Source organism: Planctomycetia bacterium (genome assembly GCA_021413845.1).
Classification (GTDB): Bacteria; Planctomycetota; Planctomycetia; order Pirellulales; family PNKZ01; genus PNKZ01.
The window spans coordinates 58,806-70,130 of the sequence record JAIOPP010000034.1; the positions used below are offsets into that span (position 1 = coordinate 58,806).

At 62.1% G+C, this 11,325-nt stretch carries 9 protein-coding genes; 5 read left to right on the forward strand and 4 right to left on the reverse strand.

Features of this window, described 5'->3' with window-relative positions:
- Positions 1-100 precede the first annotated feature (100 nt).
- Complete coding sequence (locus tag K8U03_07355; protein ID MCE9604706.1) at positions 101-937, forward strand: SDR family oxidoreductase; 837 nt, start codon at positions 101-103, stop codon at positions 935-937.
- A 9-nt stretch (positions 938-946) separates the two neighbouring features.
- The gene (locus tag K8U03_07360; GenBank protein MCE9604707.1) at positions 947-2,236 is read left to right on the forward strand and encodes a glycosyltransferase; all 1,290 of its coding nucleotides are present in this window, start codon (positions 947-949) and stop codon (positions 2,234-2,236) included.
- A 5-nt stretch (positions 2,237-2,241) separates the two neighbouring features.
- On the opposite strand, the gene menC is transcribed toward K8U03_07360, so the two are convergent.
- Positions 2,242-3,366 carry an o-succinylbenzoate synthase gene (gene menC / locus K8U03_07365; protein ID MCE9604708.1) on the reverse strand — a complete coding sequence of 375 codons (1,125 nt, stop codon included), beginning with the start codon at positions 3,364-3,366 and terminating at the stop codon, positions 2,242-2,244.
- Between the two features lie 135 nt (positions 3,367-3,501).
- Here menC and K8U03_07370 point away from each other — a divergent pair, with 135 nt between their 5' ends.
- Positions 3,502-4,311 (forward strand): DUF480 domain-containing protein, encoded by an 810-nt coding sequence (locus tag K8U03_07370; protein MCE9604709.1) that lies wholly within the window; start codon positions 3,502-3,504, stop codon positions 4,309-4,311.
- Between the two features lie 831 nt (positions 4,312-5,142).
- Here K8U03_07370 and K8U03_07375 read toward each other — a convergent pair.
- The 3 genes from K8U03_07375 to K8U03_07385 form a co-directional block, all read right to left on the reverse strand.
- Positions 5,143-6,366 (reverse strand): Gfo/Idh/MocA family oxidoreductase, encoded by a 1,224-nt coding sequence (locus tag K8U03_07375; protein ID MCE9604710.1) that lies wholly within the window; start codon positions 6,364-6,366, stop codon positions 5,143-5,145.
- Positions 6,367-6,437: 71 nt separating this feature from the next.
- Positions 6,438-8,354, reverse strand: a complete 1,917-nt coding sequence (locus K8U03_07380) for an ABC-F family ATP-binding cassette domain-containing protein (protein MCE9604711.1) — start codon at positions 8,352-8,354, stop codon at positions 6,438-6,440.
- A complete protein-coding gene (locus K8U03_07385; GenBank protein MCE9604712.1) occupies positions 8,351-10,000 on the reverse strand; it encodes an NAD(P)-binding protein in 1,650 nt (549 codons plus the stop codon). The genes K8U03_07380 and K8U03_07385 overlap by 4 nt, the downstream gene beginning before the upstream one ends.
- 418 nt (positions 10,001-10,418) lie before the next feature.
- Between K8U03_07385 and K8U03_07390 the strand changes: the two genes are divergently transcribed.
- Complete coding sequence (locus K8U03_07390; GenBank protein ID MCE9604713.1) at positions 10,419-11,132, forward strand: DUF1080 domain-containing protein; 714 nt, start codon at positions 10,419-10,421, stop codon at positions 11,130-11,132.
- A 75-nt stretch (positions 11,133-11,207) separates the two neighbouring features.
- Positions 11,208-11,325, forward strand: a 118-nt coding sequence (locus K8U03_07395; protein MCE9604714.1) for a nucleoside-diphosphate kinase, incomplete at its 3' end; no start/stop codon positions are given.

Below are 11,325 nucleotides of genomic sequence, written 5' to 3' on the forward strand. Positions count from 1 at the left end.
GATGAATCTTCAAGAAACCGATTCGGCAAACGGCGAAGTGATCGCAACTCCGAGCATGAGCGCCGTGAGCGTGAGCCCAGCGACGATAAACCCAGCGGCCATGAACTCTGCGCCGAAAGCTCAGCGCCCGATGCCCGACTTTCTGCAACTCGCCGGCAAGACGATCCTCGTTTGCGGCGTCGCCAACAAGAAGAGCATCGCTTGGCATGTGGCGAAAGCCTTGCAAGAAGCCGGCTGCCTGATCATCTACGCCGTCCGCTCGCCGCAACGTCGCGACCAGTTGCTCGCGCTCCTTCCCGGCGCCGACATCTTCGTGTGCGATGTCGAACGGCAAACCGAAATCGATCGCCTCCGCGACGAAGTCTCCGCGAAGTATCCCGTGCTGCACGGCCTGTTGCATTCGATCGCCTTCGCCGACTACGAAGAAGGACCGAAGCCGTTTCACGAGACTTGCCGTTCGGCGTTCTTGCGTTCGATCGATGTCTCGTGCTTTTCGTTGATCGCGCTCGCGAAGGCCTTCGAGAAGACGCTCGCTTCGTCCGCGTCGGTCGTCGCCATCTCCATTTCGACGACTCGCATGGCGGCCGAAAACTACGGCTTCATGGCTCCTGTAAAAGCCGCGCTCGATTCTTCGTTGGCTTTTCTCGCGAAGTCGTTCAGCAAGTTCTCGCAAGTTCGTTTCAATGCCGTCGGTGCCGGGCTGCTCAAGACGTCCGCATCGGCCGGCATTCCGGGCTACATCGATGCCTACCTCTACGCCGAGCAAGCCACGCTCCGGAAGCTCGCGCTCAAGACGCAGGAAGTCGCCGACGTCGCCGCGTTTCTCTTGAGCCCACGCTCGTCGGGCATCAACGCGCAGACCGTGACGGTCGACGCCGGGATGGAAGTGAACTACTTCGACAGCGATCTCGTGCGCCGCGCGGTCGAAGGCGAATAGTCTCCGCGAATGAACTCTTCTTCGCCGCTCGCGGGCTCGCCGCGCCGTGTTATTCTCGCCGCTCTCGGCAGCGCGGGCGATGTGCATCCGTTCGTCGGCATCGGCCTGGCGCTGAAGCGTCGTGGGCACGATGTCGCGATCATCGCGTCCGACTATTTCGGCCCGCTCATTCGCAGCGTCGGCCTCGAGTTCATCGAGATGATCTCGAAGGACGAGTATGGAGACATGCTGCGGAATCCCGATATCTGGCACCCGCTGCGCGGTCCGAAGACGATTATGCAGCAAGCCGTCGTGCCGATGATCCGCCGCGTGTACGATATCGTCGCGCGGCGCTACGAGCCGGGACGAACCATCGTCGGCGCGTCGACGCTCGCGCTCGGCGCGCGCGTGGCGCAAGACAAGCTCGGCGTTCCCACGGCGACCATCCATCTGCAACCGGTCATGCTCCGCAGCAACCTCAAGCCGGGCCGACTCGCCGGAATGGCGACGCAAGCGTGGCTGCCGCGCTCGCTCATCGCGGCGCAGTATTGGCTCGCCGATCGACTCGTAGTCGATCAACTGCTCGGCCCTGAGCTCAACGGCTTTCGTCGCGAGCTCGGCTTGCCGCCGGTGAAGCGGATCTTCGATCATTGGCTGAACTCTCCCTCGCTCACGATCGGTATGTTTCCCGCGTGGTTCGCCCCGCCGCAGCCCGACTGGATTCCGCAAGTTCGGCTCACCGGCTTTCCGCTGTACGACGAACACGACGTCACGCCGCTCGGCACCGAAGTCGAAAAGTTCCTCGCCGCCGGTTCGCCGCCGATCGCCTTCACGCCCGGCTCCGCAATGACGTTCGGGCAGAAGTTCTTCGCCGCGGCCGTCGAAGCGTGCGAGCGCCTCGGCCGACGCGGCATCTTGCTCACGCGGCATCCCGACCAGATTCCGCAGTCGCTTCCCGAGTCGGTGCGGTATTTCGATTTCGTACCGTTCACGCATCTGGTTCCTCGCTGCGCGGCGCTCGTGCATCACGGCGGCATCGGGTCGATGTCGCAAGGCTTCGCGGCAGGCGTGCCGCAGGTCGTGATGCCGATGTCGCACGACCAGCCCGACAACATCGAACGCGCGATCCGGCTCGGCGTCGGCGCCGAGCTCAAGCCGAAGCATTTCACCGGCGAGCGTTTGGCCGCCAAGCTTCGGCCGCTGCTCGAGTCGCCCGACGTGCAAGCCGCCTGCCGCACGCTCGCCGAAAAACTCGCCGGCAATACGGCGCTCGACGACACGGCGAAGCTCCTGGAAAGTCTGTTGCCCGGAACTGCTTGAAGCGTCTACGTCTCGATTCGCGTATGCTCGACCGTACATTTTTCTAATAGCTTCGCATCGGGCTCGCAGCCGATGCCGGGCACTTCCATCGCCGCGACTTGCGGCGTGCCGTCGATCGGGCTCGGCGTGAGAAACAGCTCGGGCTTGCCGAGGTCGTCGGTATAGAACCGCGACGACGGAAAAATATCGGCCGGGTAAGTGAAGTTGTCGAGCGTGGCGAGCGCGATCATGGCCTGTAGCCCGACGGCGCTCTCGAGCATTCCGCCGACCCAACAAGGAATTCCCGCGGCCTTCGCGAGGTCGTGAATCTTCACGGCATTCGTCAGCCCGCCGACCCGGCCCGGCTTGATGTTGATGTAGCGGCAGCTGCCGAGATCGAGCGCCATCGCGGCGCGATCGACGGAGACGACGGTCTCGTCCAAGCAGATCGGCGTTCGAATTTCTTTTTGCAGCCGCGCATGGTCGACGAGGTCGTCGTGCTGGAGCGGTTGTTCGATCATCGCGAGATTGAAGTCGTCGAGCCGGCAGAACATCTCGAAGTCGTCGATCCGATAGCCGCTGTTGCAATCGATGTGAAACACCTCGGTCGGGAACCGGCTCCGCACGAAGCGCAGCATTTCGATGTCCCAACCCGGCTTGTATTTCAGCTTCACGCGCTTGTGTCCGGCGTCGAGCGCGACGGCAATGTCGTCGCACATCGCACTCACGGAATCGGCCACGCCGAAATCGGCTCCGACGTCGACGGAGTTGCGCTTGCCGCCGAGCAGTTTATAGAGCGGCGTTTCCTTTTGCAGGGCGTCGAGCGTCCACCAGGCATTGTCGAGCGCGGCCTTGGCGAACTGGTTCCCTTTGAAGTGTGCGAACTTCGCTTGTAAGTCGTCGCCGGTCGAAACGAACTGCCCTACCAAGGTCGGAGCGAGCCACTTCTTCATCACGGCGAAGATGCCGCCGGCCCATTCCGGGCTATAGCAAGGAGCCGCCAGCGGCGACGACTCGGCCCAGGCGTAACGGCCGTCGCTCTCCATGCGCACGAGTACCGACTCGACCGTGTAGTCGGCACCGTACGCGGTTCGCCAAGGGCTGATCAGCGGCATGGCGACGTGAAACAATTCGACGGCATCGATACGCATGGCGGGCGAGCTCTCTCGGGAGGGAATTCGGGAAGTCGTCAATTTATTCGCGGCCGGCCTGCGGTACAATCGTGTGCATCGCAAAGTTTCCGGTCTTCGCACGACCGCTCGCAGGCCCTTAGGGAATCGTTCGCCATGGATGACGCGCAACACGAACCGGCCGAAAAGACGAAACCGAAATGGCAGCCGATCTCCGCGCTCGAGCGGCGCATTCTCGGCGTGCTGGTCGAAAAGGCCAAGACCGTGCCGGAAAGCTATCCGATGACGCTCAACGGCATCACGACCGGCTGCAACCAAAAGAATAATCGCTATCCGGTGATGCAGATCGAGAGCGACCAACTCGACACGCCGCTCGAGCATTTGCGCGACCTCGGCGCAATCGCCGTGGTGCAAGGCAACGGCCGGACGGAAAAATTCCGGCACTATCTCAACGACTGGTTCGGCATCGAGAAGGCCGAAATGGCGGTCATGGCCGAGCTCTTGCTGCGCGGCGCGCAGAGCGAAGGAGAGCTTCGCCAACGGGCCTCGCGCATGGAGCCGATCGCCGATCTGACGACGCTGCGCAACGTGCTCCATTCGTTGAAGACGAAGAACCTGATCGTCTCGCTCACTTCCGACGGTCGCGGCCATGTGCTGACGCATAATCTTTACGAGCCCCGCGAGTTGGAAAAGGTCCGCCGCGATTATGAAGCCCAACCGGCCATGGCCTTGAGCGGCGCGATCAGCGGTTCGCGAAGCCGCGACGACGACGATGAACCGACCCCTTCGCGTTCGGTTGCGATAAGCCAAACGACTTCTAACCCTGCGATTTCCAGTCCGGCGACGGCTTCGGCTTCATCGTCGGCCGAATGGCGCGAGGCGGTGGAATCGCTGCGCGAAGAGCTGCGCGAACTCAAGGCCGAAGTCGAATCGCTCCGTGAAGAGGTCTCGATGCTACGCGGTTAGCGCACGGCACGGCCGTGATCGCGCCTTGTTGTAATGTGGTGCGACTTGAAAAAAAGTTCGTGCGTCGTCGCCCGAGCGGGCTTAGGCTTCTTGTCAAAACATTCTCTGCGCAGAGCATTCCGCCCGAACCGGCTTTCTTCGTGAAGAAAGACTGACTCGCGCGACGACGCACCGGACGACGCCCACGGCAGCGAAGCGTTCTCTGCGATGTTGCAACTTCGCAGAGAACGTCGTGCAAGTTTCGATCCTCGGTTTAGTTCGTTTTGCGTTTCATCCACGAACGCAAGACGACCGAGGATCGCGATGCATGTGTGTTCGACGAAGCAAACCCTCACGCACCGCAGGCCGGAAGAAGACATCGAGCGATTGTTTTCTCGCCCGATCGACCATCGTCGCGAGGGACCGAGCTTAGCGCTCGATTCGTTCCAACCACGGCGGCGACAAGCGGCGCGGCCGAAGCTCGAAGTTTCCCATCGCGATTCGTCGTCGCCGGTCTCGCGTGAACGAAAACAAGCAACGCGTCGAAACCTACCGGAGGTCGGAGTCTCGTCTCCTCACGCAGCTCAACATCGCACGGCACGCGGCAAGATTCAACGCGAAGAAATGGGCCAATGTAGCAGGCACGTTCCACGTGCCGTCCGCCACAGCTGATAAGGAACGATCGTTACCGTGTGGCCCCGGATATGCATCCGGGGCTATTGAACGGAAGCTGTGTGTGAACGGAGCTGCGTGTGAAAGGAGGCTGCGTGTGAAAGGAGGCTGCGTGCGTCGCGATGTTGCACTTAGCTCGAACGACGCACGTGGCTACGGCACGTGGAACGTGCCTGCTACTTACGCCTTATCGTTCCACTTCGCGACCGTGGCTGTGCGGTAGGCTCGGTTTCCTAAGTGCGCAGCGTAGACTGCCGAGACGCCGGCTTCGGCCGGAGCGTTCGTCTTCGCGCGGCTCCGCATGCAGTCGACCCAGTTCGTGAGGTGCAGCAATTCGCCGTCGGGATTGGTGTAGAAATCGGCTCCGCGCGGGCCTTCGCCGAGAATCATTTCGCTTTTCGGCGTCTTGCTGTTCCGTTCCGGGAAGAGGATGTAGCCGCCTCGGTCGGCATAAAGGGTGCCGTCGCGGCCCATCACTTCGATCATCGACGCATTGCGCGCGTTGACGAACGTTCCTTCGAAGTAGACTTGCACTTTGCGGTCGGGATAGTTCACGAGCGTTTGGATCGTGTCGGGCGTTTCCCAGAGGCCGGCCGTTTGGAAATGGTCGCCGATCGCGACGGCCGATTCCGGCTTGTCGAGATCGACGAGCCAGTTGGCGACGTCCATCCAATGCACCATCAGGTCCGTAAGGATGCCGCCGCCGAAATCCCAGAACCAACGCCAATTGCGGAACCGGTATTCGTCGTACGGTTGCTCCTTCGCGTTGCCGAGGAACGACTTCCAATCGACGGTCGCGGGATCGATCCCGAGCTTGTTGAGCTTGTGGCGCGGCTGGTTCCGATTCCATGTGAGATGGACTTTGTGGATTTCGCCCAGCGCGCCGGCTTGAATCAGCTCGCGGGCCTTCTGCAAGTGGGGCATACTGCGTTGCTGCATGCCGACCTGCACCACGCGCTTGTAGTTGTTCTGCGCGTCGATCACGGCTTGGCCTTCGCTGAGGTCATGCGTCAGCGGCTTCTCGACGTACACGTCTTTCCCCGCGGCGCAGGCTGCGATCGTCAGCGGCGAGTGCCAATGATCGGGTGTGCCGATCAGCACGGCATCGATGTCCTTGCGGTCGAGAATCTCTTGCCACTTCTTCGAGGTGATCGCTTGCGGATCGGCGAGTTGCTTGCCGAGCTCGAGGTGCATGTCCCAAATATCGCAGACGGCCGCGATGCGCACGCCCGGCACTTTCACCAGGGCCTTCATCAACCCGCGGCAGCGACCGCCGGTGCCGATGCAGGCGATGTTGATCGTCTCGTTCGCGGCATAGCCCCGGCTCGGCGAGGCTTGGCCGAGCGTGAGCGCAGCGGCGGTCGTGGCGGAAGCGACCTTCATAAATTCGCGACGATCGAACATAGACGGATTCCTTAATAGGCGGGCATGGGCGATGCGGCTATTGTGAGCGCCTGCCGCTCCGAATTCAACCTTTACGAATTCAACTCGAGCGCTTCTTCCCAATGCTCGTACAGGTTCTTGAGCCCGGCGCGTAGCTCGTCGAGCTCGGCTTGGCATTGGCGCACCAGCCGGCCGTCGCGCACCGTTTCGGGCAAGATCATCCGGGCCTGCACGTCTTCGAGCTTCATTTCATGGTCGAGAATGTCGGCTTCGATGTCGGCTGCCTTACGGTACGGGAACTTCCGTTTGCGGCGCTCTTTCTTGCCGGCGTCTTTCGTATCGTCGCCGGGCTTCACGGCGGTCGCCGTCTTCTGCTTCGTCGCCGCCGCTTCGGCCTGCTGCTCGGCGAGCCGCGTTTGAATAAACAACTGGTAGTCTTCGTAGTTGCCCGTGATCACGCGGAACCGCTCCGGTTCGACGACGAGCACATGATCGCACACGCGGTTCAGGAAGTACCGGTCGTGGCTGACGAACAGCACGGTTCCTTCGAAGTTGAGCAGCGAACGCTCCAGCGAGTCGCAGGCCCAGAGGTCGAGATGGTTCGTCGGTTCGTCGAGAATGAGGAAGTTCGGGTCTTGAGCGGAAAGCCGCGCGAGCGCCGCACGGCTCCGCTCACCGCCGCTTAGGCTTTGCACTTTCTGAAAGACGATCTCGCCCGTCAGGCCGAACTTCGCCAGCAGGTCGCGGCGCTGCGGCTCGTTGAATTCCTTATGCGGCGGGCGAACGGCGTCGAGCGTTTGCGCATCGTCGTCGATCCCTTGCAACAGCTGATCGTAATAGCCGGGCCGGACGTTGGTGCCGAGCGCGACTTTCCCCTTCGTCGGCTCGATCCGGCCGACGATCATCTTCAGCAGCGTCGTCTTCCCGGTGCCGTTCGGCCCGAGGATGCCCCAGCGCTCGCCGCGCAAGATGTCGAACGTCAGATCGGAGAAGAGGGGCCGATCGAAGGCTTTCGACAAATGCTCCGCGCGCACGACGATGTCGCCGGTGCGCGTGGCCGGAGCGAAGCCCATCGGCGGGCCGATGATTTCGCGCGGGGCATTGATGCGCTCCACGCGATCCAACTTCTTTTCGCGATCTTTCGCTTGGGCCGACTTCTGCCCGTAGAAATTCTTGCGAATGAATTCTTCGGTTTTGGCGATGTACTCTTGTTGCTTCTCGAACGTCCGGGCCTGCACCTTCACACGCTCTTGCTTTTGCAGCCAATAGGCCGAGAAGTTGCCGACGTATTCATCGATGGTGCCGTGATAAAGCTCCAAAGTTCGGTTCGTCACTTTGTCGAGAAAGTAGCGATCGTGGCTGACGACGACGACCGCTTGATCGGCGGTGGAAAGAAAGTTCTCGAGCCACTCGGTCGCTTCGATATCGAGATGGTTCGACGGCTCATCGAGCAGCAGCACGTCGGGCTCGCGCAGCAGAACCTTGGCGAGCAGCAGCCGGTTCATCTGGCCGCCGCTCAGCACGCCGCAGGGGCGATCGAACGTCTCGCTCGTGAAGCCGAGGCCGCCGAGGACGCGCTCGATCTTATAGTCGAGGTTGTACGCGTCGTGGTGCTGGATCTCATGTTGCAGGAAGTCGTACCGCGCGGCGAGGCGCTTGTGTTCGACGTCGTCCTTGGTCGCCGCAAGCAGATCGGCGACGTCGCCGGCTTCGTCGACCAGCGCGGCGAAGTGCGACATCGCGGTCTTTGCTTCGTCCCACAAGGTGCGGTCGGGGACGAACTCCGGTTGTTGCTCCAAGTATTCGAGTCGCGCAGTACGATGCAAAGCGACGCTCCCGGCATCGGCATCGAGCTTGCCTGCCAGGATCTTCATCAACGTCGACTTGCCCGCTCCGTTCGGGCCGACGAGGCCGATCTTCTCGCCGGGGCGCACCTCGAAGCTGACGCCGTCGAGAATCGGCTCCGGTCCGAAGTGTTTCACTACGTCGACGACATCGAGCAAGATCATCCGTGCTTTCCTTCCGACGAGGCACGGCCTTCGAGCGGGGCATAGCGCGCGACGATCGACTTGGCGACCCGCAAGCCGTCGACCGCTGCGCTGACGATGCCGCCGGCGTAGCCCGCCCCTTCGCCGATCGGGTACAGGCCGGCGATGCCGGTGCTTTCGAGGGTTTCGTTGTCGCGCGGCATGCGAATCGGCGAACTGCCGCGCGCCTCGGGGCCGACGATCGTCGCCTCGGGAAGGAAGCGGCCTTGCCAACGGGCATCGAGCAGCGGCAGTCCGCCATGCAGAGCCTGGGCGACTTGCGGAGGGACGACGTCGGCGATCGATGTCGCTACGACGCCGCGTTTATAACTCGTACGGGGAGAGCCTGTGCTTGTGCGGCCGGCCATGAAGTCGCGAGCCCATTGAATCGGGCAGCGATACTCGCCGCGTCCGAGGGCGAACGCCTGGGCTTCGTAGCGGCGTTGCAGTTCGACGCCGGCGAGGATGTCGGTCGAGCCGAAGTGTTGCGGGTCGAGCGTGATCATGAAGCCGGAGTTCGCGAACGGGCTATCGCGTTTCGAGAGGCTCATGCCGTTCGAAGAAAAATAGCCGGGCTCGCTGACGCTCGGAATCACTTGCCCGCCGGCGCACATGCAAAAGCTGAAGAGGTCCTGCGGTCCGTGGGCGATGAGCGTGTAGTCGGCCGAGCCGAGCCGCTCTTCCTGGCGCGTCTCTCCGTATTGCACGCGATTGACGAGGTCTTGCGGATGCTCGATGCGCACTCCGAGCTGAAACGGCTTCTGCACCATCGGCACGCCGCGACGGACGAGCATCGCATAGGTGTCGCGCGCGCTATGGCCGATCGCCAGCACGGCGACCGAAGCCGGGATCGGGCCGCTCGATGTGCTGAGGCTGCGCATCCGGCCGGCCGCGAAGTCGAGATCTTCGACGCGGCAATTGAATTGAAACTCGCCGCCGAACCCTTCGATGCGCTGCCGGAGCGCTTTCACGACGGCCGGCAGCCGGTTGCTCCCCAGGTGCGGACGGTGGTCGTACAGCACCGAGGCCTTCCCTTTGCACTCCGCGAAGATTTCAAGGACGCGGCGCACGTCGGGCCCGGTGTTGCGGCAGGTGAGCTTGCCGTCGCTGAACGTGCCGGCTCCCCCTTCGCCGTAGAGATAATTGCTCTCGGGATCGTGGGGGCCGTTTTCGGTTTCTAAGGCGCGAATGTCGCCGATCCGCTCGCGCACGTTCTTGCCGCGCTCGAGCACGAGCGGACGATAGCCGGCCTGGGCGAGAAAATAAGCCGCGAACAAACCGGCCGGTCCGGAGCCGATGATGACCGGCCGCTCGCGCAGGGGCTCGGTGCCGGGGCGGGGCATCTCGAACGGCGGCTCGGTGAACTGCTCGACTTGGATGCCGCGGCGACGCTGCTGCGCCTGCGCGATCAGCCGCGACTCGACGGCCGGCGAGTCTTCAGCCACGACGATTTCGGTCGAGTAGACGAATGCCAGATCGCGCTTGTCGCGCACATCGAGGCTCTTCCGCAAGATGCGCCAGCGGCGAATCTCTTCCGGCCTAACGCTCAACAGCGCCGCCGCTTCGGCCGGCAACGCCGCTTCCGGAGCGTCGATCGAGAGCCGCAAGTTGGAGAGGCGAATGGGCATCGGGGAGCGGCAGCGATGGAAAGGCGAACGAATGAAAATTCGGAATCCTTAATGATAGTCGGGGGGAGTCTTTTGTCACAGGACGGGCAACGATAGCCGCGCGATGAATATCCGCGGCCGAAACAGCAGGGGAGCGGCCAATCGTCCAAAGTAGCAGGCACGTTCCACGTGCCGTCCGCCACGGAGGACTTCTTGCGACCACAGCGGCTTCGTCAATCAACGACTTAGAACGGCCGGTTTACACCGGCCGCTCGCCAGGAGAGTTGTTTCGATGCTGCACTCAGCTTGAACGACGCATGTGGCTACGGCACGTGGAACGTGCCTGCTACTTTGGTCTTTGCCGCTGCGTTGCATCCCGATTTCTTCGTCCCTACACTGGCGTCGTCCCGCATCGCAGTATTTTCCAAGGACCGATCCTATGTCGCTCGTTCGCGCATGCCCTCTGTTCCTGTCGTTCGGATGCCTGAGTTTCGTCTTCGCGCTCGCGGGTTGCGAGGCAAAGAAGCCGGAGGTGAAGCCGGGCTCCGCTGCTTCGGCAACTACGGCTGTGCCCGTTGCAGTGCCCGCTGCGACCGTCGCTGTGCCGGTTGATGCACCCGTTGCTGCGAGGCCGGTGAATACCGCCGAGGTCTCGCTTTTCAACGGCAAGGATCTCAGCGGCTGGGTCGTTACCGAGTGCGAGACGGAAGTGAAAGACGGCGTGCTCCTCTTGAAGGCCGGCGAAGGGTGGATCCGAACCGAGAACAAATATGTCGATTTCGTGTTGAGCTGGGAGTGCAAGAACTTGAAGCCGGCGGATTACGACTCGGGCGTTCACTTCCGCGCGGACCTTCCGGCCGGCAAAGCGCATTGGCCGAAGAAGTTTCAAGTGAACCTGAAAACCGGCGGCGAGGGGAACCTTACCTCGATCAAGAGCGCCGCTAGCACGGGCCTGTATAAGAACGGCGAGTGGAACGCGTTCCGGCTTACGGTCGTCGGCAACACGGCCGAGCTCGAGATCAACGGCAAGCCGGCGTGGAAGACCGACGGCATCGATACGGCCGAGGGCTACATCGGGCTGCAATCGGAAGTGACGCTCGGCGGGCAGTTCGAGTTTCGCAACATTAAGCTGAAAGAGCTCGCGAAGCCTTGAGCAAAATGGCCCGCATCCCTAAAATGCGGCCTCTTCCTCATTACTTCAAAAGCTTCGCGTTGGAGATTTCGGTCCATGGAACGTACGCTCATTTTGTTTAAGCCCGACTGCGTAGAGCGACGGCTCGTTGGCCGGATTCTAAGCCGCTTCGAAGATAAGGGGATGAACGTCGTCGCGATGAAGCTGATGCACA

Excerpts from the sequence above, each read along its gene's own strand:
- K8U03_07370 (MCE9604709.1), top strand. The coding sequence starts at position 3,502 with ATGGATGACGCGCAACACGAACCGGCCGAAAAGACGAAACCGAAATGG.
- K8U03_07355 (MCE9604706.1), top strand. The coding sequence starts at position 101 with ATGAACTCTGCGCCGAAAGCTCAGCGCCCGATGCCCGACTTTCTGCAA.
- K8U03_07380 (MCE9604711.1), bottom strand. The coding sequence starts at position 8,354 with ATGATCTTGCTCGATGTCGTCGACGTAGTGAAACACTTCGGACCGGAG.
- K8U03_07390 (MCE9604713.1), top strand. The coding sequence starts at position 10,419 with ATGTCGCTCGTTCGCGCATGCCCTCTGTTCCTGTCGTTCGGATGCCTG.
- K8U03_07385 (MCE9604712.1), bottom strand. The coding sequence starts at position 10,000 with ATGCCCATTCGCCTCTCCAACTTGCGGCTCTCGATCGACGCTCCGGAA.
- K8U03_07360 (MCE9604707.1), top strand. The coding sequence starts at position 947 with ATGAACTCTTCTTCGCCGCTCGCGGGCTCGCCGCGCCGTGTTATTCTC.
- menC (MCE9604708.1), bottom strand. The coding sequence starts at position 3,366 with ATGCGTATCGATGCCGTCGAATTGTTTCACGTCGCCATGCCGCTGATC.
- K8U03_07375 (MCE9604710.1), bottom strand. The coding sequence starts at position 6,366 with ATGTTCGATCGTCGCGAATTTATGAAGGTCGCTTCCGCCACGACCGCC.